At 55.5% G+C, this 24,647-nt stretch carries 23 protein-coding genes; 15 read left to right on the top strand and 8 right to left on the bottom strand.

Features of this window, described 5'->3' with window-relative positions; genetic code table 11:
- Positions 1–276 precede the first annotated feature (276 nt).
- From cysD to G9Q38_RS02385, 4 genes are all read left to right on the top strand, one after another.
- Positions 277–1,179, top strand: coding sequence for a sulfate adenylyltransferase subunit CysD (gene cysD / locus G9Q38_RS02400; protein ID WP_205962352.1), 903 nt, complete (start codon positions 277–279; stop codon positions 1,177–1,179).
- Positions 1,179–3,134: a sulfate adenylyltransferase subunit CysN gene (gene cysN / locus G9Q38_RS02395; protein WP_228276175.1), complete on the top strand. Its 1,956-nt coding sequence runs from the start codon at positions 1,179–1,181 to the stop codon at positions 3,132–3,134. Before cysD ends, cysN begins: the two co-directional genes overlap by 1 nt.
- Before the next feature lie 82 nt (positions 3,135–3,216).
- Positions 3,217–3,453 (top strand): type II toxin-antitoxin system CcdA family antitoxin, encoded by a 237-nt coding sequence (locus G9Q38_RS02390; protein ID WP_166127463.1) that lies wholly within the window; start codon positions 3,217–3,219, stop codon positions 3,451–3,453.
- On the top strand, positions 3,453–3,770 hold the full coding sequence (locus tag G9Q38_RS02385) for a CcdB family protein (protein WP_166127461.1): 318 nt from the start codon (positions 3,453–3,455) through the stop codon (positions 3,768–3,770). The genes G9Q38_RS02390 and G9Q38_RS02385 overlap by 1 nt, the downstream gene beginning before the upstream one ends.
- Before the next feature lie 83 nt (positions 3,771–3,853).
- On the opposite strand, the gene G9Q38_RS02380 is transcribed toward G9Q38_RS02385, so the two are convergent.
- The 8 genes from G9Q38_RS02380 to G9Q38_RS02345 are packed head-to-tail and all read right to left on the bottom strand — an operon-like array spanning position 3,854 to position 12,255.
- Entirely contained in the window at positions 3,854–5,074 is a 1,221-nt protein-coding gene (locus G9Q38_RS02380; protein ID WP_166127458.1) for a diaminopropionate ammonia-lyase, read from the bottom strand.
- A gap of 24 nt (positions 5,075–5,098) precedes the next feature.
- A complete protein-coding gene (locus tag G9Q38_RS02375) occupies positions 5,099–5,803 on the bottom strand; it encodes a nitroreductase family protein (protein ID WP_166127455.1) in 705 nt (234 codons plus the stop codon).
- Entirely contained in the window at positions 5,796–8,228 is a 2,433-nt protein-coding gene (gene cofH / locus G9Q38_RS02370) for a 5-amino-6-(D-ribitylamino)uracil--L-tyrosine 4-hydroxyphenyl transferase CofH (RefSeq protein ID WP_205962329.1), read from the bottom strand. The genes G9Q38_RS02375 and cofH overlap by 8 nt, the downstream gene beginning before the upstream one ends.
- Positions 8,229–8,236: 8 nt before the next feature.
- Positions 8,237–8,986, bottom strand: a complete 750-nt coding sequence (gene cofC, locus G9Q38_RS02365; protein ID WP_166127450.1) for a 2-phospho-L-lactate guanylyltransferase — start codon at positions 8,984–8,986, stop codon at positions 8,237–8,239.
- A gap of 11 nt (positions 8,987–8,997) precedes the next feature.
- Complete coding sequence (cofD, locus tag G9Q38_RS02360) at positions 8,998–9,990, bottom strand: 2-phospho-L-lactate transferase (protein ID WP_166127434.1); 993 nt, start codon at positions 9,988–9,990, stop codon at positions 8,998–9,000.
- A 17-nt stretch (positions 9,991–10,007) separates the two neighbouring features.
- Positions 10,008–10,787, bottom strand: coding sequence for a coenzyme F420-0:L-glutamate ligase (gene cofE, locus G9Q38_RS02355; RefSeq protein ID WP_166127432.1), 780 nt, complete (start codon positions 10,785–10,787; stop codon positions 10,008–10,010).
- Between the two features lie 10 nt (positions 10,788–10,797).
- Positions 10,798–11,460, bottom strand: a complete 663-nt coding sequence (npdG, locus tag G9Q38_RS02350) for an NADPH-dependent F420 reductase (protein WP_119441811.1) — start codon at positions 11,458–11,460, stop codon at positions 10,798–10,800.
- A gap of 18 nt (positions 11,461–11,478) precedes the next feature.
- Positions 11,479–12,255, bottom strand: a complete 777-nt coding sequence (locus tag G9Q38_RS02345; RefSeq protein ID WP_119441810.1) for a LamB/YcsF family protein — start codon at positions 12,253–12,255, stop codon at positions 11,479–11,481.
- Positions 12,256–12,424: 169 nt separating this feature from the next.
- Between G9Q38_RS02345 and pxpB the strand changes: the two genes are divergently transcribed.
- The 11 genes from pxpB (at position 12,425) to G9Q38_RS02290 (ending at position 24,604) form a co-directional block, all read left to right on the top strand.
- Positions 12,425–13,147, top strand: coding sequence for a 5-oxoprolinase subunit PxpB (pxpB, locus tag G9Q38_RS02340; RefSeq protein ID WP_166127430.1), 723 nt, complete (start codon positions 12,425–12,427; stop codon positions 13,145–13,147).
- Positions 13,144–14,169 (top strand): 5-oxoprolinase subunit C family protein, encoded by a 1,026-nt coding sequence (locus tag G9Q38_RS02335; protein ID WP_166127428.1) that lies wholly within the window; start codon positions 13,144–13,146, stop codon positions 14,167–14,169. Before pxpB ends, G9Q38_RS02335 begins: the two co-directional genes overlap by 4 nt.
- A gap of 127 nt (positions 14,170–14,296) precedes the next feature.
- Positions 14,297–15,103 (top strand): GntR family transcriptional regulator, encoded by an 807-nt coding sequence (locus G9Q38_RS02330; protein WP_166127426.1) that lies wholly within the window; start codon positions 14,297–14,299, stop codon positions 15,101–15,103.
- Positions 15,104–15,266: 163 nt separating this feature from the next.
- Entirely contained in the window at positions 15,267–17,651 is a 2,385-nt protein-coding gene (locus tag G9Q38_RS02325) for a xanthine dehydrogenase family protein molybdopterin-binding subunit (protein ID WP_166127423.1), read from the top strand.
- On the top strand, positions 17,648–18,466 hold the full coding sequence (locus G9Q38_RS02320) for an FAD binding domain-containing protein (protein WP_166127421.1): 819 nt from the start codon (positions 17,648–17,650) through the stop codon (positions 18,464–18,466). The genes G9Q38_RS02325 and G9Q38_RS02320 overlap by 4 nt, the downstream gene beginning before the upstream one ends.
- Positions 18,463–19,677, top strand: a complete 1,215-nt coding sequence (locus G9Q38_RS02315) for a xanthine dehydrogenase family Fe-S subunit (RefSeq protein ID WP_166127419.1) — start codon at positions 18,463–18,465, stop codon at positions 19,675–19,677. Before G9Q38_RS02320 ends, G9Q38_RS02315 begins: the two co-directional genes overlap by 4 nt.
- Positions 19,678–20,006: 329 nt before the next feature.
- Positions 20,007–21,125 (top strand): ABC transporter substrate-binding protein, encoded by a 1,119-nt coding sequence (locus tag G9Q38_RS02310; protein WP_205962328.1) that lies wholly within the window; start codon positions 20,007–20,009, stop codon positions 21,123–21,125.
- Between the two features lie 117 nt (positions 21,126–21,242).
- Positions 21,243–22,118 (top strand): branched-chain amino acid ABC transporter permease, encoded by an 876-nt coding sequence (locus tag G9Q38_RS02305; RefSeq protein WP_114419547.1) that lies wholly within the window; start codon positions 21,243–21,245, stop codon positions 22,116–22,118.
- Positions 22,115–23,119 (top strand): branched-chain amino acid ABC transporter permease, encoded by a 1,005-nt coding sequence (locus G9Q38_RS02300; protein WP_166127413.1) that lies wholly within the window; start codon positions 22,115–22,117, stop codon positions 23,117–23,119. Before G9Q38_RS02305 ends, G9Q38_RS02300 begins: the two co-directional genes overlap by 4 nt.
- Entirely contained in the window at positions 23,116–23,907 is a 792-nt protein-coding gene (locus tag G9Q38_RS02295) for an ABC transporter ATP-binding protein (protein ID WP_119441801.1), read from the top strand. Before G9Q38_RS02300 ends, G9Q38_RS02295 begins: the two co-directional genes overlap by 4 nt.
- A complete protein-coding gene (locus tag G9Q38_RS02290) occupies positions 23,900–24,604 on the top strand; it encodes an ABC transporter ATP-binding protein (RefSeq protein ID WP_166127410.1) in 705 nt (234 codons plus the stop codon). The genes G9Q38_RS02295 and G9Q38_RS02290 overlap by 8 nt, the downstream gene beginning before the upstream one ends.
- Positions 24,605–24,647: the final 43 nt, after the last annotated feature.

Genomic DNA, 24,647 nt, shown 5'->3' with positions numbered 1-24,647 from the left:
TGCCTGCACGCGAACGACCCGCGCGGCGCCCGTTTCTGGGTGCCGTTAGGCAACGGTGAAGACGCAATAGTCGCCGCCCTGGTGCAACTGCAACAGCATATCGGCAAAGACATTGCCGTGTTTCCGCATGGCGAACTGGTGGGCTTGTTGCGCAACCTAAGTGCAGCCGAATCAACCAGTGACGCTGCCCCCATTGCTATCCCCAACGGCATAACCCTGCTGCTTCAGGCCTACCAACCCGTACTGAACCTGCGCCCGCGCCGCAAGGCCCAGGGCATTGGTGTTTCGCCTCACTTAAAGCGCCTGGAAGCAGAAAGTATTCATATTATTCGCGAAGCCGTAGCTGAAGCACAAAACCCCGCCATGTTGTATTCGGTGGGTAAAGATAGCGGGGTCATGTTGCACTTGGCGCGCAAGGCCTTTTATCCCGCGCCGCCGCCGTTCCCGCTGCTGCATGTAGACACCCGCTGGAAGTTTCAGGAAATGTACCTGTTTCGCGACTATATGGCGGCTGAGTCGGGTATGGATCTGCTGGTGCACATTAACCCGGAAGCCATTGAAAAAGATATTAATCCGTTCGATCACGGCTCGGCGCTGCATACCGACATCACCAAAACCGAAGGCCTGAAACAAGCGCTGGATAAATACAAGTTCGACGTGGTGTTCGGCGGAGCCCGGCGCGATGAAGAAAAGTCGCGTGCCAAAGAACGCGTGTTCTCGTTCCGCACCGCCACCCATCGTTGGGACCCCAAAAACCAGCGCCCCGAGCTCTGGAACTTGTACAACACCAAGAAAAATCCCGGCGAAAGCATTCGCGTTTTCCCGTTGTCGAACTGGACCGAGCTGGACATCTGGCAATACATATACCAGGAAGACATTCCCGTGGTGCCCTTGTATTTTTCCGAGCCGCGCCCTGTGGTGGTGCGCGACGACATGATCATGATGGTTGACGACGACCGCTGCCGCCTGTTGCCCGGTGAAGACATTCAAATGAAACCGGTGCGTTTCCGTACCCTGGGGTGCTACCCCCTTACCGGTGCGGTCGAATCTCAGGCCGACTCGCTCGACGATATTTTGCTGGAACTCATTAACGCGCGCACATCCGAACGTCAGGGCCGCAAAATCGACACCGACAGCGCCGGCAGCATGGAAAAGAAAAAACAGGAAGGATATTTCTAATGAGTCGTTCAAGTACAAATACAACGCAACTGAAACCACCGGCTGGTGCGCCGGCAATCGCAAAAACGTCTATGAAAGCGGCGCCTGGCGCTCCCGCAGAACACACCAGCGCCGCTGATTGGGTCGCCCAGCAATCCAGCCACGACCTGTTACGCTTTATCACCTGCGGCAGTGTCGATGACGGCAAAAGTACCCTCATTGGCCGCTTGCTTTGGGAGTCCAAGCAACTGTTCGATGACCAGCTTGCCACGCTGGAAGCCGATTCGCGCCGCCACGGCACGCAAGGCGAAGAGATCGATTTCGCGCTGTTGGTAGACGGCCTGGCGGCCGAGCGTGAGCAGGGTATTACGATTGACGTCGCCTACCGCTTCTTTGCCACCGAGCATCGCAAATTCATTGTGGCCGACACCCCCGGGCACGAACAGTACACCCGCAATATGGTCACCGGCGCTTCTACGGCCGACGTCGCCGTATTGCTGGCCGATGCGCGCCAGGGTGTGCTAACTCAAACCCGGCGCCACGCCTTCTTAACGTCGCTCGTGGGTATCCGCCACGTAGTGCTGGCGGTGAACAAAATGGATCTGGTCAACTACAACCAGGCCACATTCAATGAAATAGAAGAAACCTTCAAAACCTTTGCCCAGGCGTTGGGGTTTGAAAGTATCACCGCGATTCCCGTGTCGGCGCTGAAGGGCGACAACATGGTAGAGCGCTCCGCCCATACCGGCTGGTACACCGGCCCCACTTTATTGGGCTATCTGGAAACCGTAACGGTTACGCGCCGCAACGATCAGCAGTTTGTGCTGCCGGTGCAATGGGTGAACCGGCCGGACGCAAGTTTCCGCGGTTTTAGCGGCACCGTCGTGGCCGGCCATATTGAGCCCGGTGAAACCGTGCGCGTGACCGCCTCTGGCCAAACCGCCAATGTCGCGCGCATCGTTACCATGGACGGCGACCTGAACAAGGCCCAGGCAGGCGAGGCCATTACGCTAACGCTAGACACCGAAATTGACGCCTCGCGGGGCGACATTCTTACGCGCGCCGACACGCCGTTAAACACAACCGACCAGTTCGAAGCCACCATTGTGTGGATGCACGACGACCCCGGCCTGGTGGGGCGCAGCTATGAAATGAAGCTGGCCAATCAGTGGGCCGGCGCCACGCTAACGACTATTAAACATCGTATTAACGTGAATACCCTGGCCCATGAAGCCGCCAGGCAGTTAGGCTTGAATGACATTAGCGTGTGTAATGTGGCGCTAAGCCGCCCGGTAGCGTTCGACACCTATGCCAATCTGCCCGCGCTGGGCGGCTTTATTCTGGTCGACCGATTCACCCATGCCACCGTTGCGGCGGGCATGATTACCCACAGCTTGCGTCGCGCTCAGAACGTGCATCGGCAGGCGCTAAGCATTACGCGTGAAGACCGCGAACGCCTGAACGGCCACCCCGGTAAAGTTATTTGGTTCACCGGTTTGTCGGGCTCGGGTAAATCCACCATTGCCAATGCCCTGGAAAAGCAATTGCATGAACAGGGCCGCCGCACCTACATTCTGGACGGCGACAATATTCGCCAGGGCCTGAACAAAGATCTGGGCTTTACCGAAGCCGACCGCGTGGAAAACATCCGTCGCATTGCCGAAGTGGCCAAGCTCATGATGGACGCCGGTTTAATCGTCATGACTGCTTTTATTTCGCCCTACCGCCGCGAGCGCGAGATGGCGCGCGAACTCATCGGTGAAGACCGCTTCATGGAAGTATTCGTGGATACGCCGCTGGAAGTGTGTGAAGCCCGCGACCCCAAAGGCCTCTACAAGCGTGCCCGCAAAGGCGAAATTCCCAACATGACCGGTATCAACAGTGCGTACGAGGCACCGGAACAGCCCGATGTCGTGGTGAAAACCGAAAGCGAAGAGATGGGTGCAATTGTGAATAGGCTGGCGGGGCTGTTGTAAGCGGCGCGTTGCGCAAGTTCCATTCCAATATTAATATATGGCTATGATTTATGCGCATAGTAAATGCGCAAAAGGAATGGAAATGAAAATTACGCACTCCGCCAAGCGTGCGACCAATTTAAGCCTCAGTGTCGACGTTTTAAAGCAAGCCAAGCAATTGGGGATCAATATTTCGCAAGTGTGCGATGCACATTTGCGGGAAATTGTTCGTCTTGAGCAAGCGCGTCGTTGGCGTAACGAGCATGCGGGTTTTATAAACGCCTATAACGAAACTATTGAAAATGAAGGATTACCGCTCGATGAGTGGAGAAGTTTCTAATGGCGCGTTTCGATGTTTATGCCAACCCAGGCAAGCACGCCACAACCACGCCTTATTTGCTTAATGTGCAAAGCGATCTTCTGGACGACTTAGGCAGTTGCGTTGTGATACCTTTGCGCCGTTTAAGCGACTTTCCGAATGTGAAGCTTTCAGCGCATCTTACGCCGGTATTTGAAATTAACGGCGAAAACTATTTACTGGAAACGCCTAAGTTGGGTGCTGTACCACGGCGTGTTTTGAAGCATGCTGTTGCTTCATTAACGCATGAGCACGCAAAAATTACGGCTGCGCTCGATTTTTTGTTTCACGGTTATTGATACGGTGCGTTGCGCACGTGACAGTAAAAAGGGCGACGAATTTCTTCGCCGCCCTTTTACTTGGTAAGCCTGCCAGGTAAAAATCAGCCTTGCACCTTGGCTGCCGCGGCAAGCACTTCTTCCGCAGTTTTACCCACTTGGTGCAGATAATCCGTGGGGGCGGTGGCGCCTTCGGTATTAATCAACAACACTTTCGACGTTTCATTAATGCCGGCCTCTTTACCTTGCGCGGCATTTTCGGTGAGTTCAACAAGGGCCGCCAAACCTGCCGCACCCGAGCCGCCGCTGACAATCGGGACATCGCCGTATTGTCCTTCCGCCAATATCTTCATGGCTTCAACGGCTTTCGTATCGGATACGGTAATGAAATAATCGCAGGCGGGTTGCAGGAAACGCCACGCCAGCGGAGACGCTTCCCCGCACGCCAGGCCGGCCATTAAAGAGTCGATATCGCCGGTTGCGCTGGCCGCATGCCCGGCAAGCGCACTTTGATAAAGGCAGTCGGCCTGGTTCGGTTCCACCACAATCAGGGTGGGGCGGTTTTTGCCGTAGCGCTCCCACAAGTAAGCTGTAATACCGGCTGCCATACCGCCCACGCCGCCTTGCAAAAACACGTGGGTAAACGGCGGCGTATCTGAATTCTTCGCATCCAATTGGTCAATCACTTCCGAGGGAATCGTAGCGTAACCTTGCATCACGTCGCGAGGAATCTCCTCATAGCCTTCGTAAGAAGTGTCGGATACCACGAGCCAGCCTTCTGTTTTCGATAAAGACTCGGCATGTTCAACCGAGTCATCGTAGTCGCCCGCAACGCGCACAATTTCCGCGCCGTTCGAGGCAATGGCGTTTTCGCGGTCTGCACTCACCTGGCTGCTTAAAACAATCACGCAGCGGCACCCAATGTCGCGCGCGGCCGCAGCCAATGAACAACCGTGGTTCCCGGCAGTGGCGCTGACAACCGTGAAGTCTTTAAGTGCCTGCGCGTGTTCGCCTTTGAAAAGCGACTGTGCTGTGAAGCCTGCGTCGGGGAATTTACGCAAGATGAGTCTGATCAGCGCAATGGATGCACCTAACGCTTTGAAACTGCCTAAAGGAGAGCGTTTCGATTCGTCTTTCAGGAATACGGCGCCCACCCCCAGTTTTTGCGCCAGGTGTTTCATGGACACAAGGGGGGTGGGTTCCGCGCTTAGCATGCGCCAGCTTGAAAGCCACTCACGCGATTCGTTGGCGCGCTCAAGATTCATAATGTGCCGTAACTCGGTAGGGTAGTCAGAACGCGTTGCGTTTTTGTTGTGGGTGAACATGAGGTCTCCTGTGATGCGTTGTAATTAAGAAAATGATTGCGGCGTGGCAACCGGTGCCTCGTCGAGATAAACGACAACCTCTTCCAGTGGCTTACGCACAAAAGGTTTGCCCGCGTTTGCCGGATAGCCCACCGTTAGCATGCCTTGCGGAATCCAGCCTTCAGGCAGGTTCAGCGTTGTTTGAACCAGCGTTGGACAAAACATGGGGGCGCACATCCAGCACGATGAAAGCCCGGACGCTTGCGCGGCAAGCATGATGTTCTGGCCCGCCATGGCAACACTTTGCGTCGCCAGGCAGAATTCGTGTCGGCTTCGGTCGGCGTCGCGATAGCTGTCCATTTCCGCCATCGTCACGCACAGCAGAATGAGCGTGGGCGCGCCGGTAATGCGGGCGAAAGAGCGCGCCACGTCGTTCTTGATGTCAACGGGGTCGTCGTTGTCGGCCGTGCGGTCTCGTTCAAGCTTGTCGCCCATGGCTTTGGCCAGTTTGGCTTTTTCCTGGTAACTGCGAATCACCACAAACCGCCAGGGTTGTCGATTATGCGCCGACGGTGCCGTAAGGGCCATTTCCAGCAGCTTGTTAATCGTTGCCAAAGGCGGCTGCTCGGGCAGGTAGCGCCGCACCGATCGCCGGTTCAATACAACGTCGGTGAAACGCGCATCGGGCAACGCCTCATCGACGTTGGCAGGATCTTGCCACGGTCGTTCGAGGGTGTCCGTTCTATACATGAGCCACTTCCCGGGGGCGTTTGGCATGTTTGCGCATGAGCGGCACGATGGCCTGAATGGGGGGCTTGGCTTCCCGCGCCCGTTGTTGCAAATGGGCGGGAACGGGGCCGTAGGCAGTGGAACGCTGGCGCGGCGTACGCCCCATCGAAATCAACAGCGACTCTAACGTGGGCGCCGTCATTTCCTGGCCGTGCGACGCGCCGGCCGAGCGCGAAATGGTTTCGTTCATTAGCGTGCCGCCCAGGTCGTTGGCGCCGGCGTTCAGGCACAGCTCAACACCGGTTACGCCCATTTTCACCCAAGAAGCCTGAATGTTCGGTATGTGCGGGTGCAGCGCCAAACGTCCCACCGCGTGCATCAGAATCGCCTCGCGGAAAGTGGGGCCTTTGCGTGCGCGCCCCTTTCTGTAAATCGGCGATTCCATGTGCACGAACGGCAACGGCACGAACTCGGTAATGCCGCCGGTTTCCATTTGCAGTTCGCGCAGCAGTAATAAGTGGCGTGCCCAATGTTGGTAGCCTTCAATGTGCCCAAACATAATCGTTGACGTGCTTTTCAGGCCAACTTGATGGGCCGAGCGCATGACCTGCATCCATTGGTCTGTAGTGACTTTATCGACACAAATAATCTTGCGGATGTCGTCGTCGAGAATTTCAGCCGCCGTGCCCGGCAGTGTCGACAGGCCGCTTTCTTTCAGCATCAACAGGTAGTCTTTCAGCGGCATATTCAAGGTTTCGGCGCCTTGCCAGATCTCCAGCGGTGAAAACGCATGAATATGCATTTCCGGCACCACCGCTTTCACAGTCTCGCAAATTTCCTTATAGGTTTCACCGGTGTACGAGGGGTGAATGCCGCCTTGCATGCACACTTCGGTTGCGCCTCGCTCCCATGCTTCCAGCACACGCCGTTGAATTTCTTCTAACGGCAAGTCGTAAGGCTTGCCGCGCAAGTCTTCCGCACCCTTGCCTTTTGCGAAAGCACAAAACTGGCAACGGTAACCGCAGATGTTGGTGTAGTTGATATTGCGATTCACCACAAACGTGACGTCGTTGCCGTTCACGTGACGGCGTACTTCATCGGCGGCCTGGCAAATGGTGGAAAAGGCGCTGCCGTGGGCCTGGAACAGGCGTTCAATGTGGCGCTCGGTTAAGGTTTTTCCAGCCTGTGCACGGCTTAGAATGGCGCTGACCTCGCTGTGCACGGCCGGGCCGCTGCCGCGAGTTTGTTTGGCTTGCTCAACGATCTTTTCCGGGGGTGGCGTTTGGCTGCCGGCCGTCCAGGCATCGGTGTAAGCCAGGCCATAGCCGTCGCTTAATTGCAGAATACGGGTATGGAAACCGGGGTCGACCCAGTCGGCCAGTTCGCGTACATATTTAGGGTAAACGGTTAAACGTTCGGCCAGTACTTTACCGGCTTTTTCCGTTGCTTTAGAGAGCGCCTCAAGGTGCGGCCAGGGTGCTTCCGGATTCACGTGGTCGGGCGTGATGGGCGAGACGCCGCCCCAGTCGTTAATGCCTGCATCAATCAATTGCTTCAGGCCTTCAGGCTGAAGGTTGGGCGGCGCTTGAATATTGGCGTCCGGCCCGAAAATCAAGCGTGCTGCGGCGATTGTCCATAGGTGCTCTTCAAGCGACGGCGCTTCGGCGTTGGCCATGAGCGTGCCGGGCTTGGGGCGAAAATTCTGAACAATAATTTCCTGGATGTGCCCGAATTCCTGGTCCAGCTTGCGCAAAGCCAACAGTGAGTCGATACGCTCACGCCGGGTTTCGCCGATGCCGATCAGAATGCCCGATGTGAACGGAACCCGGGTCTCACCGGCCAGTCGCAGGGTTTCCAGGCGCGCCTGGGGGTCCTTGTCGGGCGAGCCGTAATGGGCCTGGCCCGGTTCGCACAAACGGGGCGAAACGTTCTCGAGCATAATGCCCTGCGACGCAGAAACCGTGCGCAATTGCAGTAAATCGTCGCGCGTGAGCAGGCCCGGATTCACATGCGGAATAAGTCCGGTTTCCTCGTACACCGCCTTGCAGGCGGCAATCAGGTAACTAATGGTGCTGTCGTAACCCATTTCGTCGAGCGCTTCGCGTGCAGCGCGGTAGCGCAACTCGGGTTTGTCACCCAGGGTGAACAAGGCTTCCTTGCACTGCGTTTTGGCGCCCTGGCGGGCGATATCAACAACCTGTTGAATGCTTAGGTAGGGCGCGGGCATTTTGCGCGGCGTTTGCGCAAAGGTGCAGTAGTGGCACACATCGCGACACAACTGGGTAAGCGGAATGAAAACCTTACGAGAATAGGAAACAACTTCGCCGTGGCCGGCGTCACGCAATTGGGCCGCTGTTTTGCATAGCGACGAAATCGGTTGGTTAATCAGGTCGTAGGCCGCGCTTTCAGAAAGAGGCGTGTGCATGCGGGAGTTTGAGTTTTGCATAGCAATAATCATCCTTTGTGAATGCTCGAAATGGCCGGCGTTTGTTCGGCATACGGAAAAAACGTATTCGCCAATGAAAAAACGGAGCGCGAAGTTTCGCGTAAACGGTCGGCAATGCCGCTTTGAATTAAAAAGCGGTACGTGCGGGTCGGGCTTTCCTGTTGCAGGAAGGAAAGCAAATCAAGGGGCCGGTCGATGTCGTATTGAAGTTGGGGCAGGCTTAACGTGTTCAGTTGCGCGCCCGACGACGCTGCCAGTTGGCAGTGCGCCCGGAAACTGTTGTGGCCAAAACAGTTCGGAATAACATCGGGTGGCGAACATAGCATGGCGTTGGTGCCACCGTCTCGCAAGGCCGGCACCAGGGTGACTGACCGCGGTGCGCCGTGCCGGCTGATGATGCGGTCAACACTTCGTGTATCGATACCGGGTACGTCTGCCGGCACCACCAGCATGCCTTCAAAACCAACGCTTTTAAGGGTTTGCGCAGCGCTAGCCACGGCACCTGAAAGCCCACCGATAATCGGGTCGTGCAGCGTGTTCACCCCCCTGTCGGCGGCCAGCTGTACCGCTTCGGGGTCGCTGGTAATAACATAAACGCCGCTTAATGCCCGGCACTGCGTAAGCGTGTCCATGACATCTTCAAACATGGCTTGGGCTAGAAGCCGCCGCTCGCTGCCCGACAATACCGGCTGTAGCCGTTGTTTGGCATAGCTGAAACTTTTAACGGGTATAACTGCCGCCAGGCGGTGAGCTGTCATACATCCTCGCTCTACTTTGTTTGAGTGGCCTCAAGACGCAATGTGTCAGCGAATTCAAGTGTTGCTTGCGCAAGACTCAAGGCGTCTTCCGGGCTTTTCATCAACGTTTGTGTTACTACAGTGGGAACCGATACGTATGCTGCATCGAGCTCATCGGCCTGATCGATGACCACGCCGTTGATGAAGTCGAGATAAACCTGTGCGATACCGGTGGAGTCAACCGGGATTTCAAGCTCTTGCATTATTTTTGCGGCCGGCCCTTTCACTGCTTTGCCGCCAATCAGCGGGGACACCGCCACAACCGGTACCTTTGAAACACGCAATGCCTCGCGCACACCGTTCAAGGCCAGTATGGGTTCAATACTGAGCTGCGGGTTCGACGGGCAAATAACAATGGCGTCCAGTTCCGGGTCGGCCAGTCGTGCCATTAAGTCGGCTTGTGGCTGCGCGGTGTCGGCACCAGTGTAAGTGAGGCTTTCCACTTTGGGCTTGCCCATTTTGCGGACAAAGTAATCCTGAAAAGCCAGGGCACCCTCGTTGGTGTGCAATACCGTACGCACGGGGTTGTTGCTCATGGGAATGACTTGGGCGCGAATGCCCAGTTGCCGGCAGATATGCGCGGTAACGTCAGACAACGTTTGGCCCGAGCGCAAGCGGTGGCTGCGTTCAAGGTGCATGGCCAGGTCGCGGTCGCCCAGCGCAAACCAGCTTTCTGCGCCCAGTTCTTTGAGTGACTCAAGGCAATGCCAGGTTTCGCCGGCCCGCCCCCAGCCGCGCTCGCGGTCGTTCTTGTCGGCCAAGGCGTATACAACCGAATCCAGATCCGGGCATATGTTCAGGCCCAGGTGTTCAAAGTCGTCGCCGGTGTTTACCGTAATAGTGAGGTTGCCGGGTTGCGTAATAAGATCGTTCAGGCCACGGGCAAGTTTGGCGCCGCCAACACCGCCACACAGGGCCAGCACACGTTTGGATGAGTGAGGGGAAGGTGGGCGGTGATCGGTCATTGCGCTGTGCCTCATTCCTAACGAAATAAATCTTGATGTCTGGGGCGTAATAAGGTTTGAGCGGAATTGCTTTGCTCTTCCCATTGAAGCCCGCGCACGTGAACCACCGGTTGCCCGGCGCTGGTTTGCCCCATAATTAAAGAAGCAGCGGCGGCAATTTCATCGGCAAAAGCAATTTCCGATACGCGCATTGCACGGCCATAGAGGTCGGGCTTTCCAATTAAACTTAGCAAGCTGGGCAAGCCCGCCGCCCCAAGCGCTACGCCCGTCACACCCATTCTCCATGGGCGCCCGAAACTGTCGTTAATAATGACCGCCACATCGACATTGAAATGGCGGTCGAGCGCGCTTTTAAGTTGGGCGCATGTTTGATCCGGGTTTTCCGGCAGCAGCAGGGCGTATTCTTCATCGTTGGGGTGATCGATATTTGACTGATCGATACCCGCATTGGCCATGATGTAGCCCAGGCGGTGCTCAACAATTAATACGCCGGGGCGCTGCGCAACGATTTCCCGGCTTTCAGACAAGATCAGCTCAACCATGCGGCTGTCTTTATTGATTTCTTTGGCAACCTCAAGCGCCCGGGCAGACGGTTGCACATCGGCCAGGCGCACAAGCCGCCCCTCTGCCTTCGATACGATTTTCTGCGCCAGCACGACCACATCCCGTGTTTCCAATGCAATGCCGTTGTGTTGCAGGCTTTGAATCAGAACTGCGGCCAAATCGTTGTTTGGCTCAATCATGGGGAAGTCGGCCAGCGCGTTCAGGTGAATCGACGTATGAGGCAGGTGGGGCATAACGCGTGCCTTAGCCGTTAATGCCGGTAATTTGAATGCCTGCGCAATCGACCTTGTAACGTTTGTTGATGCCGATCAGCAATGAGGTCATGGCTTCCGCCGCAGCGGCGTTGGCAATGGCCCCGGCATCAATGCCGCGCATACCAATGGGCTCAATTAAAGAAATAACGGTTTTGCGCGATTCAACATCGTTGCCGGTAACCAGAATATCGCAGGCAATGGGGCCTTCGGCTTGCAGCTTATTGGCGCCCACGTTTTGAAAAGCGGAAACGACACGGGCCTTATCGCCAATTTTGTTATGAGCAATCATACCGGCCGAGCCTTCAGGCGGCAGTTGCACAACCGCTACTTTGGGTGGTACCAGCGGCACGACCGCATCAACAACAATTTTGCCTTCAACAACGTCTTTGATTTCGTCGAGAATGGCATCGTGATTTGAAAACGGTACGGTAAGCACGACAACGTCGGCCGCTTTGGCGGCGTCGTAGTTGCTCATGCCTGTGGGGGCGGGGCCGCCTGCCGCAGGCGTTAAGGCGTTGGCTGCTTCTTGTGCCTTTTCTGCCGTTCTTGAGCCGACAATAACCGGAAAGCCGGCTTGCACCCAACGTTTTGCAAGCCCGGAACCCAAGGCCCCCGTGCCGCCAAGAATCGCAATTTTAGGTTGGTTTTCCATTTGGAGCTCCTGGATAAGTTAGTTAAGCTTCATTTCAGTGAGCGGCAGAATTTTTACCCCGGCAGCTTCCAAACCTTCGCGCACCATGGCGGCCAATGCAACCGCTGTGGGCTCGTCGCCATGCACACATAAAGAATCAACCCGACGCTTTACGCGCTTGCCCGACATCGAAATAATTTCACCTTCGGTGACCATGCGCACCACCTGTTCGGTGGCCACTTTCGGATCTTTAATCACCGACCCGGCCACTGCGCGTGACACCAGGTTGCCGTTGTCGTCGTACAAGCGGTCACAGAAACCTTCGCGTGCCAGCGGCAAATTCAAACGTTCCGCGGCTTTTTCCATTTCGGAACCCGATAGCGCAACGTAAATAAGGTTAGGGTCTACGGTTTTAAGCGCACGACCAATGGCCATGGCATAGTCTTCGTCTTCGGCGGCCATGTTATTCAGTGCGCCGTGGGGTTTCACGTGGGTGACTTTCTCACCGGCATACGCGGCCATGGCTTGTAATGCGCCAATTTGGTAGGCGATCATGTTTTCCAGGTCGCTCGCTTTCATTTGAATGCGGCGGCGGCCAAAGCCCCACAGGTCGTTAAAACCCGTATGTGCACCGATGCTGACGCCTTCTTTTTTGGCATTTTCCACAACGCGCCGCATGGTGTTGGCGTCGCCCGCGTGGAAGCCGCAAGCAATGTTTGCAGAGCGGATGATTTTCAGAATGGCGTTGTCGTCTCCGATGTCGTATGCACCAAACCCCTCGCCCATATCTGCATTAAGATTTACCGATAAAGTCATTTTGTTTTCCTTCGGGTTGAATGGATAAAACTTTTTTTGATCTTTCTGTTGCGACCAGTATATTGTACTATAGATAGAAAGACAATATGATTCCATCAATCGAAAACCCTAATTCGAATCAAGCCGTTTTCTGACAGCCTGTAAGGGCGGCAACCTTTGGAGAAGACTGATGACAGTGCAGTTTCTAAGTGCCGGCGATACCGCGATGGTGGTGCAGTTTGGCGAGGTGATTGATCGTGTACTAAGCGATCAGGTGCTGGCTTTAAGTCGGCGGATTCGCGCATTGAACGTACCCGGCGTGGTCGATTTGGTGCCCACGTTTCGTTCGCTGCTGATTAATTATGATCCCACGCAAGTGCGTGGTGCGCAGTTGCAGGAAACCCTTAAGGGCTTGCTGGAAAGCGAAGACACGGAACCGCAGGCGGTGCGTCAGTGGTCGGTGCCGGTATGCTACGACGGCGAGTATGCGCCCGATTTGCAGGAAGTGGCGCAAACGGCGGGCTTAACAACGGATCAGGTGGTTCAACTGCACGCCGACACGCAGTTTCATGTTTACATGATTGGTTTTGTGCCGGGCTACCCTTATATGGGGGATTTGCCCAAGCAGCTGGTGCTGCCTCGGCGCAGCAATCCCCGTACACGCGTGCCGCCGGGCTCAGTGGCCATTGCGTCAACCATGACGGCTGTATACCCCATTGAAAGTCCGGGGGGGTGGCATCTTATCGGCGCCACACCCATTCGTTTGTTCGACACGCGCCATGAGGCGCCCGCTTTGTTCAAGCCGGGCGACAAGGTGCGTTTCAAGCCGGTGGATTCAAATGAATATCAACGCATTCGCGACGCGGTTGCCGCCGACGAATACGAGGTTAAATGTGAAGAGGTGACGGTATGAGTAACGGGTTGAAGGTGCTGGACGCCGGGCCTTATTCTACGATTCAGGATATGGGGCGCATGGGTTATCAAGACGTCGGCGTGCCGGTGTCGGGGGCCTTGGACAAGGTCAGTGCACGCGTCGCCAACATGCTGGTGGGTAATGACCGTCATTGTCCGGTGTTGGAAATGTTGCTGCAAGGCGTGGCCCTGGAGGTGCAGGCCGATTCGGTGCGCATGGCACTGTTCGGCTGCGAAGCCGACCTCACCGTGGAAGGCACACGCAAGTTTACCGTGCCGGCCGGGCGCAGCGTTCGGCTGATGAAAGGTGATAAGGTCAAGGTGGGTGCGCTGGGGCAATCGCTGAGTGCCTATTTGGCGGTTGAAGGCGGCTTCAACCTGCCGGTGCAGCTGGGTAGTGTGTCCACGTATGTAAGAGGCGGAATTGGGGGGCTGGAAGGTCGTACGCTAAAGCGCGGAGATGGGCTTCCTTTGGTGCAATCCAGTGCCGACATACGAGACGAAAAGGCGTTGCTGGAGCCTTTCGATTACGGTTATGAACAACCCATTCGCGTCGTGCTCGGGCCACAACACAATTATTTCACCGAAAGCGCCATAGAAAGCTTTTTAACGCAGCCGTACGTCGTGTCGGGGCAGGCCGACCGCATGGGGTTTCGTCTTGACGGCCCGGTCATTCAGCATGCAGAAGGTTATGATCTGGTTTCCGACGGCATTGTAAGCGGGGCCATTCAGGTGCCGGGTTCAGGGCTGCCTATTGTATTGTTGGCCGACGCACAAACAACTGGGGGGTATCCCAAAATCGCCACCGTGATTTCCACTGATATCCCCATTTTGGGGCGTCGTCGTCCGGGGGCGCAGGTGCATTTCAAGCAGGTCACGCTTGACCAGGCCGAAAGCATCGCGTGTGAAACTCAAGCGTGGCTGGAACAGCTGGAAAGTCACGGCACGCGCAGTTTTGCGCCCGGCGGGGTGATTGATCTTGAGGCGTTAAGGCTGGAAAATTTAAGCAGCGGTGTGAACTAATGCCCCGGCATGCGGTGTAAAAATAGGGGTGGTCGCTTGCTTGCATTGCTGAAATTGGACGAAGTTTGCCCTAATATGGGGCAGCAAAGTAAATTTGTTAGTTAATTTGACTTAAAGAGAACAGGGCATGCAAAAAGGACAAGCAGAGAGTTTAAGTGGCCATATCCCCGCTTATATTCAAGTGGCCTCGGCGCTTCGACGCCGTATCGAAACGGGCGAGTGGTTGCCGGGGGAAAAAATCTCTACGCTTGAGGAGCTTGAAGAAGAGTTTCAGCGCGCACGCGTAACAGTCAGGCAGGCGGTGGGTTTGCTGGAAAAAGAAGGGTTGTTGAAACGCCAGCAGGGGCGCGGCACGTTTGTGGCCGAGCAGGTTAACGATCGCCGGTGGCTCACATTGGAAACGTCATGGTCAGCCATTATTCGTTCCATTAAACGAAACGTCCCGCGTTTTATTGAAGTGGCCAACCCGCCCTCGCACCCCAGGCTTGCGCCCGATGAAGGAAAGCTGGCCGAAGAGTACGGTTTCCTGCGCAGCCTGCAGCTACGCGACGGTTTGCCCTATGCCGTTGTGAACGTGCACATCGAGAAAGGTATTTTCGACAAGTATTACGACGAGTTCATGGAGCATACCGCCCTGGCGGTGTTCGATACGTTGCGTGGAACGGTTGTGAAACGGGCGCACCAAACCATGACAATTGGTACGGCCGACCCGGAAGTGGCCAATTTATTGGGGGTTTCACTAAGCGCACCTATCGCAGAGTGCCGCTGTGTCGTAACATCGAAAGACGATGTCGTGATTTACGTCGGTGAAATTACGTATCCAAGCGATTGCATTCGTTTGCATATGGATTTGCTGGAAGACGAGACCTCCGCTTCAACTGAAGTTGAGTTGAGCCCACCCAAGCCGCGTCGTCGCAGCAAAAAAGCGGCCTGACCCACAATTGGTCGATATCTTTTGGCGTAATTAGTTTCTTTTTTTCTGGTCTACGCGTAAACCAGAATATCCTCACCATCATTCTATATTTAGAATGATGGAAAGAACGAACCTTGAACCATCCTGAAAAGGGGTTCATGACGTTTATTAACAGGAGATTGAAATGTCGAGTCAAGGTGTCGGTAAACGGGTGCTTCGCAAAGAAGACGATCGTTATATGCGGGGCAAAGGCCAGTATGTCGCAGACATAAAGCTGGCCAACATGCAAGATGTGGCTTTTGTGCGCAGCCCTGTCGCGCATGCCAAGCTGCTTGATATTCATATCCCCGAACAATTGCGTGAACAGGTCTTCACGGCGGCCGATCTTAGAAACGCCGGCGTGAAGCCCATTGTGGCCGACACCGCTCTGGAAGGCTTTCGTTCATCCGAACAGCCCGCGCTGGCCGAAGGCAAGATGCGTTATGTGGGTGAGCTGGTAGCCATGTGTGTGGCCCCCACCCGCGCAGGGGCCGAAGATATTGCCGCAGCGGTTCAGTTGGACTACGAAGAGCAAGACGTGGTTCATGAAATGCTGCAAGGCCGTCAGGCCGACGCACCCAGGGTCCACGACCATTGGCCCGACAACCTTTTTTTGAAGACCAATATTACGGTGAACTTCGACGGCGTGAAAGACGCCCCGGTAAAAGTCAGCCGTAAAATCCGCACCTCGCGGCAGGTCATGGCGCCGATGGAAGGGCGAGGCGTTTTGGCCTACTGGGACTCGCGTGTCGAACAGCTTATTGTTTACACCGCCACGCAAATTCCGCACATTGTGCGCACAGGCCTGGCCGAGTGCCTGGGTTTGCCCGAGGGGCAGGTACGTGTGATTACCCCCGATGTGGGCGGCGGGTTTGGTTACAAAGGTATATTTTTGCCAGAGGAACTGGCCGTTGCCTGGCTGTGTATGAAGTTGGGCCGCCCGGTACGCTGGCTTGAGGATCGCCGCGAACACATTGCCGCCACGGCCAATTGTCGCGAACACTATTACGAAATCACCGGTTACGCTTCGAAGGAAGGCCGGTTGTTGGGTATTGAGTGCGAAGCCACCATCGATTCAGGTGCTTATTCCTCATACCCTTTCTCGGCGTGTCTTGAAGCCGGCCAGGTGGGCAGTATTTTGCCCGGGCCTTACGACTTCCCGTCGTACCACTGCAAAACGTATTCGGTTGCCACCAACAAATGCCCTATTTTGCCTTACCGGGGCGTGGCGCGAACCGGTGTGTGTTTTGCGCTTGAACTGTTGCTCGACGACCTGGCCCACGCCGCCGGTGTTGAACCCTACGAATTGCGCATGCAGTCGTTGGTTCGCCCCGAGCAAATGCCGTTCGACAACATTACCAACAAACACTTCGACAGCGGCGACTATCCCGAGGCCCTGCGCCAGGCAGTCGAGGCTATCGATTTGCCCGCCATTCGTGAGCGCCAGAAAAAGGGCGAGCCCGACGGCCGCCTCATTGGTGTGGGCATGGCAGTGTATTGTGAGCAGGCCGCGCACGGCACTTCGGTGTACGCCGGCTGGGGCATTCCCATGGTGCCGGGTCATGAATTGGCCACCATGCGCATTACGCCCGACGGCGGTTTGGAAATTCGCATCGGCGCACACTCGCATGGTCAAAGTATGGAAACCACGTTGGCTCAGGTGGCGAATGAAAAGCTGGGCATCGATATCGACCGCATCAAACTGATTCACGGTGATACCGAATACACCCCTTACTCCACCGGCACCTGGGGCTCGCGCAGCATGGTGATGTCGGGCGGAGCTGTGGCGCGCGGCGGCGATGAGTTGGTGAAACGGCTGGGTCATATCGGAGCGTTTATGCTGGGCACCGAGCCCGACAAAGTCACTGTCTCCGACGGCATGGTGCATGCGGGCGACAAAAGTGTCTCCATCAGCCAAGTGGCACACGTGTGGTATCGCCGTCCGCAAGATTTACCGCCCGAAGCCAATTCAGGTGGCCTTGAGGTCACCGTGGGTTATAAGCCCGGCCGCGATACAGGCACATTCGGTTACGGCGCCCACGTTGCGCTGGTGGCGGTCGATCCGGAATGCGGCAACGTTGAAATTCTTGATTACGTGATTGTGGAAGACGGCGGCAAACTGGTGAATCCCATGGTGGTCGACGGCCAGATCTATGGCGGCACCGCCCAGGGTATCGGCACGGCCCTGTATGAGGAAATGCCGTTCGACGCCTCGGGTCAGCCTTTGGCCTCCACCTTTGCCGACTACCTGCTGCCCGGGCCAACCGAGGTGCCCGAGCCGCGCTTAATACATATGGAAACGCTATCGCCTTACACCGAGTTTGGTGTCAAGGGAATTGGTGAAAGCGGGGCCATTGCGCCGCCCGCCACCATTGTGAACGCGGTAAACGATGCGTTACGCCCATTAGGGGCAACGCTTTATGTGTCGCCCGTGACACCGCATCGCGTTCTTGAAGCAATCATGAATGCCCGTGGTGGTGACGGCACCGGCACGGGTTCAGGTTCCAAGATGGCTATGGAGGAAGTATGAAGCCGGCACCTTTAGCGTACGAGCGTGCATCCGATGTTCAGTCGGCGGTTAAGCTGGCGCAGCAAGACGATGTGGTCGTGAAGTTTCTGGCAGGCAGTCAGTCGCTGGGCCCCATGTTGAATTTGCGTTTGGTACAGCCCGATTTGCTGGTCGATATCACGCACATTCCCGAGCTGACTCAAGTTGATGAAAACGATGACGGCATTACGTTCGGCGCCTGTGTAACCCACGCCGACATTGAAGACCTGCGTGTACCGGACGTGACGCGCGGCGCGCTGCCCGCCGTGGCCCGGGGGATTGCCTACCGCGCGGTGCGAAATCGCGGCACGGTAGGTGGAAGTCTGGTGCATGCCGATCCGGCTGCCGATTGGGTCAGCACCCTGGCCGCCGTAGGCGCAACGGTGACCATTGCCGGCCCTTCAGGCACGCGCCGGGTACCGGTGGAAGACCTCATGGTCAGTGTGTTTGAAACCTCGCTCGAACCGGGCGAAATACTGGCTTCGGTGCACATTCCGCGTTTTTCGGCGGATGCACGTTGGGGGCATTACAAGATCACACGTAAAACCGGCGAGTTCGCCCACGCAATGGCTGTTTTGTTAAAAGATCCGGCCAGAAATGTGTGCCGTCTTGTGATTGGCGCGATTGAAGCCAAACCCATCGTCATCGCCGACGCCTCGGCTTATTTCGATCCGGCAGGTCATTTGAATACCGACAAAATTGAAACGTTATTTGCCGAGTCGGGGCTGAAAGATCCCATCGCCAACAAAATTCATATGACTGCGCTTACGCGTGCAGTTCAGCGAGCTCAACTATGAATACGATTTCTCTTACGGTTAACGGAAAAAAGTACGACAACGTTCAAATCGAACCCAGAACGCATTTGGGTGATGTTTTGCGTGAATCGCTAAGCCTGACGGGCACTCACCTGGGCTGCGAGCATGGCGTGTGCGGCGCATGTACGGTGTTTGTCGACGGCGTGCCCACTCGTTCCTGCATTTCACTGGCGGCGGCTTGCGACAACGCCGAAGTGGTCACCATCGAAGGCATGAACGACGAGGTGATGGAAGCATTGCGTACAGCTTTTTCCCAAGAGCACGGCTTGCAATGCGGCTTTTGCACGCCGGGCATGCTGGCTTCCGCCCACGATGTCGTCATGCGTATGCCCAATGCTACCGAGCAAGACATTCGTTACGCCATGAGCGGCAACCTGTGTCGTTGTACGGGTTATGTGGGCATTACCAAAGCCATTCAAAGCGTTATCGAGAAACGTCGCGCCGAAGGCATTACCGAGCCGGTTAACGTGCGTACCATTTTGGGGCCTGCGGGCGCCGGGCATGCGCAAACGCAATCCGCTTCTGCGGGCGCGGCTGCGGTACCCGCTGGGATGGCGGCGGAAGTAAAACGGGTGCGTGCACCTGCCGGGGCCGTTAAGGCGCCCGACAGCAGCAAGCCCATGACCCGCATGCAGCAATCATTTACCGTTGATTTCCCGCGCGATGAAGTGTGGGCGTTCTTTGGTCGCTTAGACCAGGTCACCACTTGCCTGCCGGGGGCGTCGCTGTTGTCTGAACCCACTGCTACGCATGTGGAACCCCGGTTGCGCGTTAAGGTCGGCCCGATTGTGGCCGATTTTGAAGGCGCCGCCGATGTTGAGCGCGACGACGCCAACTATAAAGGCATGATTTACGGCTCCGCCCGCGACACCAAATCACCTTCGGCCACGCGCGGCGAGGTGGAATACGTTTTGTCGGAAATCAACCAGGGTGCGGGTACGCGGGTTGATGTGGAAATTGGCTTTGCGTTAACGGGCCCCCTGGCGCAGTTCAGTCGGTCGGGGATTGTTCAGGATATTGCCAAACGCATGACCGACGCCTTTGCCCAGAACCTGCACGCCCGCTTATCGAACGGGGGCGAGTCGGGGTCTACGGCCAACGAAGTAACGGAACTGAACGCCGGTGCGCTGGTTTTTTCTGTATTGCGCAACCGCGTAACTGCATTTTTCAAGCGCCTGTTTGGGGGGCGTTGATTCACCAGGAAGCATTGCGCAATAAGGCGCCCAATCGCCTTATTGCCTGTGGTTCAGTCTGCAATGGCGCGTTGCTGTCGTGATTGCAGGTTGCATGACTAGTAGTAAGACTTTCAGCGGTACATAGCGGTTTATTCAGATATTAGTAAGAACCACTATATACGGCCTAAAAAAGTTTAGGTACTGTCTTACTATTAGTAGATAGACGGGAAGATAAACCTTCCGCTATATAGCTGTTCTAGCATCACACACACATACACACATGTCTAAGGAGTCGTGCAATGAAACGAAGAAGTCAAATATTTGCTTCTGGTCTTGCAGCAGTTGCAATGTCCTTTTCTATGCTGGGAGCCGCTAACGCGGACACCGTAAAAATCGGTGTGAACCAGCCTCTAACAGGCCCCATCGCCGCATCCGGTAACTATGTTCTTGAAGGGGCAAAAATTGCCGCCGACGAAATCAATGCCGCCGGGGGCGTCAATGGCAACAAAATCGAATTGGTTGTTGAAGACAACAAAGGCAACCCCACCGAATCAGCCAACGTAACGGAAAAGCTTATCGTGCGCGACAAGGTTCCGGTCATTTTGGGTGCCTGGGGCTCCACGCTGACTTTGGCCGCCATGCCCAAGCTCATGGAATACAAAGTTCCCATGGTGGTGGAAACTTCCAGCTCGGTGAAAATCACCAAATCGGGTAACCCCTATGTTTTCCGTATTGCACCCACCAGTGCCATTGAGGCCGACAATTTCGTTGAAATGATCAAACCTCTGGGCATTAAAAAAGCCGACATGCTGGTGGTGAACAACGACTGGGGCCGTGGTGCTGCAGCCGAGTTCCGCCGTGTTCTGGAAGCGAACGGTGTTGAAGTGGGCAAAGAGCTCATTATGGACGCCGCCGCACAGGATATGTCTTCGCAACTGTCGGAAATTAAAGGTACCGATGCCGACACCCTGTTCGTGACGACCGCAGTTGAGCAGTTAACACTATTGCTCAAGCAAGCGCAGTCGTTGGGTATCGATCGCCAAATCATCACCACGGGCGGTTCACAAAACCCCGATCAGTTGATCGATCATGCCGGTTCGGCTGCTGAAGGTTCCAAGCACTTGCTGTTCTTTACGCCTTGGGTACCCGAAGAAACGGCTAATCCTGAAATGGCAAAAGCGTTTATTGCCGAATGGGAAAAGCGTGGCTTGAACAAGGCCGGCCTAACCGAAAGCTTCCGTGGATACGACGGTATTAAAACCATTGCCGCTGCGCTCAAGAAAGTAGAAGGCGAGCCCACCGCAGAGAAAATCACTAAAGCACTTTGGGAAGTTGACCTGGCCGCATTGAACGGCAATATCAAGTTCCGTAAAGACGGTGGTGACGGCGCCAAAGCCAGTGCCCAATACGATGCCAACACCTATTTGGTTGAAATTAAAGACGGCAAAGTCGTCATGGTTCAGTAAGCCAATGTAGTCGCAAACAGTGTAGGCCCCCGGCCTGCACTGTTTGTATGTAACGGCAAATGAGGGTCATGCGCCTTCCTTGTTTGCTTCCGATCAGGCGCGCAGGTGGGGAAGACAGTGGATCAGTTTCTTCAGCACATAGCCAATGCGCTGATACTGGGAGGCACGTATGCGCTTCTGGGTATTGGGCTAACGCTGATTCTTGGCGTTATGAAGGTTGTGAACTTCACCCATGGAGAGCTCTACGCCTTTGGCGGCTTCATGGCTTATTATTTCGTGTCTCATCTTGGCTGGAACTTCTTTATCGCGTTACCAACCGCCATTATGCTGGGCATTTTGTTGGGTGCGCTTATCGAACGTCTTGTCTTGCGCAGTATGCGGGGTGCGGATATCGACTCAACCATGGTGGCCATGATTGGTTGCTGGATTGCGTTGCAGAATATCTCGCTGCTTATTTGGGGTGGGGTCGCCAAGTCGGTCAGTACGCCTTTCCCAACTGAGCCGCTCATGATCGGTTCGGTTGCCGTTTCGTGGTTGCGTCTGTTCGTGCTGGTTGCCGCCATTGGGCTCATTATTGCCTCGTATGTGCTGTTGCAGCGTACATCGCTGGGCAAAGCCATGCGTGCCACCTTCCAGGATTCTTCCACTGCCTCTTTAATGGGCATCAATATTAATTTTATTTACACCGCCACCTTTGCGTTGGGCTCCGGTCTGGCTGCAGCGGCGGGTGCGTTGTTGGGTCCTGTCTTTGTGGTAACCACCACCATGGGCAATCTGGCGGCGCTGAAGGCGTTTTCGATTGTGATTCTCGGTGGCCTGGGTAGTGTGCCCGGTGCCATGATCGGCGGCTTCATTCTTGCCTTCGCGGAAGAATTGGGTTCCGGCTATATATCGTCGGGATACCGGGATGCCGTTGGCTTTATCTTGATTATTCTGGTGCTGATGTTTAGGCCCACAGGTCTGTTCAAGCCACGTGGGGAGAGGATTGGATGAAGAAGCTCGCACTTACATTTGTTGTACTACTGGTCTTGGTGACCCTGCCTTATTGGCTCTCAGATCAGTACTACCTGCACATTGTCATTACCACGGGCTTGTTCATCGTGGGCGCCATGAGCCTGAACCTGCTGTTGGGTTACACGGGGCAGCTGAACCTGGGGCATATTGCCTTCTTCGGTATCGGGGCCTACGTGAGCGCACTTACGTCACTGGGCTTCGAAATTGCCGCACCGTTCGGCGATGGAACCATTGTGGTGGAACCCAGCTCACCGTTCCTGGGGTTTGTGCTGGCTACGATTATTGCCGGGTTGTTCGGTTTCATTATCGGGAAGCTGTCATTCAAAATCCGCGGCGCCTACTTCGTCATTGTGACCATCAGTTTTGCCGAGGTCACACGCCTTGTATCGCTGAACTGGGTGGATCTGACGCAAGGGCCGCTGGCGTTGAACAACATCCCCCCGATGGCCTACAACCTGCCATTTTTAGGCGAGGGTGAACTTTGGTCTAAAACGCCGAACTACTACCTGGTCCTGGCCCTGGCGATCGTGTGCTACATCATTATCCGACGCATTGTTCAGTCGCGCGTTGGGCGTGCCATGATCGCGCTGCGTGAAAATGAACCGCTTGCCGTGTCGGCCGGCATTAACGTGACTCGTTACCTGAACTTCGCGGCGACGACGTCTGCAGCGATGGCCGGTGCGGCGGGTGCGCTGTATGCACACTACATCCGCATCATCGACCCCGACGTTTTCCTGTTCATCTATACCGTGACGATGGTCATTATGGTGATCACGGGTGGTAAAGGCACGTTAATCGGCCCCATTATCGGCGGCATTATCTTCGGCATCCTGCCGGTTGGCTTGCGCGAAGTGGCCGGTCCGGAAGTGCAGTGGATTGTTTACGGCGTGGCCATGGTGTTAATTGTGATGTTCTTGCCACAAGGTATTGTTCCGGCTATTCAAAAGTGGTGGACACGTAGAACCGGGAGTGAAACATGACTCAGCAGAATCAAGAACCCTTATTGAAAGTCAGCAACGTGGCCGTGCATTTCGGCGGCCTGGTTGCCATTGCCGACATGTCTTTCGATTTGTATCCCGGGGAATTGTTAAGCCTGATCGGGCCCAACGGCGCCGGGAAAACCACGGCGTTCAACGTGGTCACCGGCTTTTTTCCGCCCACCAAAGGTACGGTGCATTTCCAGGGCGTGAACCTGGGTGACCATAAAACGCATGAAATTGCGGCGATGGGTTTGGTGAGAACCTTTCAGCGCACCAGTTTGTTCTCGAATGAAACCGCCTTCGACAACGTGCTAACAGGCTTGCATTTGCAAGGCAAGGCATCGTTTCTGGGAACGATTCTGTCGTTGCCGTCGATGCGGCGCGAAGAGAAGGCATTGCGCGAGCAGGCCTGGGAATTGCTGGAGTTCGTGGGGCTGGCGCACCGGGCAAACGAGCAAAGTGTTTCCCTGGCTTACGGTGAACAGAGGCTGCTGGGTGTGGCCATTGCATTAGCGGCCAAGGCCAAGCTGTTGTTGCTTGATGAACCGGCGGCAGGCATGAACTCGGCGGAAACCCACGTGTTCATGGAGATTCTGGCCAAGATCCGCAAGCGGGGCATTTCCATTTTGCTGGTCGAGCATGACATGCCGCTGGTTATGGGCGTTTCCGATCGCGTTATTGTGCTGAACTACGGCAAAATCATTGCCAACGGCACACCGCAAGAAGTTCAGAATAATCCTGACGTGATCGAGGCCTATCTAGGACAAGGGGTTAAACAACATGCTTGAGCTTAAAAATGTGGTTTGCCGATACGGCAAAGTGAATGCGTTGGTCGATGTCTCGTTGTCGGTACAGCAAAACGAACTGGTCACCATTATTGGCGCCAACGGTGCCGGCAAGTCAACCACCTTGAAGGCTATTTCGGGGTTGTTGCATCCGGTTGAGGGCTCCATTCATTTCATGGGTGAAGACATTACCAATGCGTCGGCCCAGCAGATTATTTCCATGGGTATTTCGCACTGCCCCGAAGGGCGGCGTGTCTTTCCTGAAATGACAGTGCATGAAAACCTGGAAATCGGTGCCTATACCCGTAAAGACCGTAACGGGGTGCACGACGATTACGAAAAAATGTACGACATGTTTCCGCGCCTGAAAGAGCGTCATCTGCAAGCAGCAGGGACGCTTTCCGGGGGCGAGCAACAAATGCTGGCCATTGCCCGTTCGCTTATGTCGCGCCCCAAGCTGATTATGTTCGATGAACCTTCATTGGGTTTGGCGCCCAATATTGTTGAAAAAGTATTTGAAATTATTCAGCAGGTTAAGGAAAGCGGCACCACCGTATTGATGGTGGAGCAGAACGCGTTTGCCGCGCTGGATATGTGTGACCGTGCCTATTTGTATGAGTCAGGTCGTATGACGCTTACCGGTACGGGTAAGGAAATGATTAACGATCCCCACGTACGCCACGCGTACCTGGGGGGTTAAAACGGCAAGCCCTGCTTCACGGTGGGGCTTGCAGTATGTTTTT

Source organism: Pusillimonas sp. DMV24BSW_D, assembly GCF_011388195.1.
GTDB lineage: Bacteria > Pseudomonadota > Gammaproteobacteria > Burkholderiales > Burkholderiaceae_B > Neopusillimonas > Neopusillimonas aestuarii.
The sequence above is the reverse complement of the archived record's forward strand: the minus strand, read 5'-3'. Positions and strand labels throughout refer to the sequence as shown.